We start from the raw sequence: 343 nt of genomic DNA on the forward strand, positions 1-343 counted from the left end.
GCTTGTAGCTCAGGTGGTTAGAGCGCACCCCTGATAAGGGTGAGGTCGGTGGTTCAAGTCCACTCAGGCCTACCAAATTCGCCTCCGTGCTGTGTTACGGCGATGCTCGCATACTTCAGTATGCTTCGCACCACCGCGCCTTGCCCGGAAACGAATTAGGGTACAGAGATTAGCATTCTACGATGGGGTTATAGCTCAGCTGGGAGAGCGCCTGCCTTGCACGCAGGAGGTCTGCGGTTCGATCCCGCATAGCTCCACCATCTCTTACTGCAAAAACACAAGAAAACTTCAGAGTGTACCTGAAAAGGTTCACTGCGAAGTTTTGCTCTTTAAAAATCTGGAT

Annotated in this window: 1 tRNA gene; it reads left to right on the plus strand. The window is 51.9% G+C overall.

From position 1 onward, the window contains the following. Positions 1-184: 184 nt before the first annotated feature. Positions 185-260 (plus strand) — tRNA-Ala (locus OGY33_RS00045). Positions 261-343 lie beyond the last annotated feature (83 nt).

This window comes from Citrobacter sp. Cpo032 (genome assembly GCF_030332975.1).
GTDB classification, from domain to species: domain Bacteria; phylum Pseudomonadota; class Gammaproteobacteria; order Enterobacterales; family Enterobacteriaceae; genus Citrobacter; species Citrobacter portucalensis.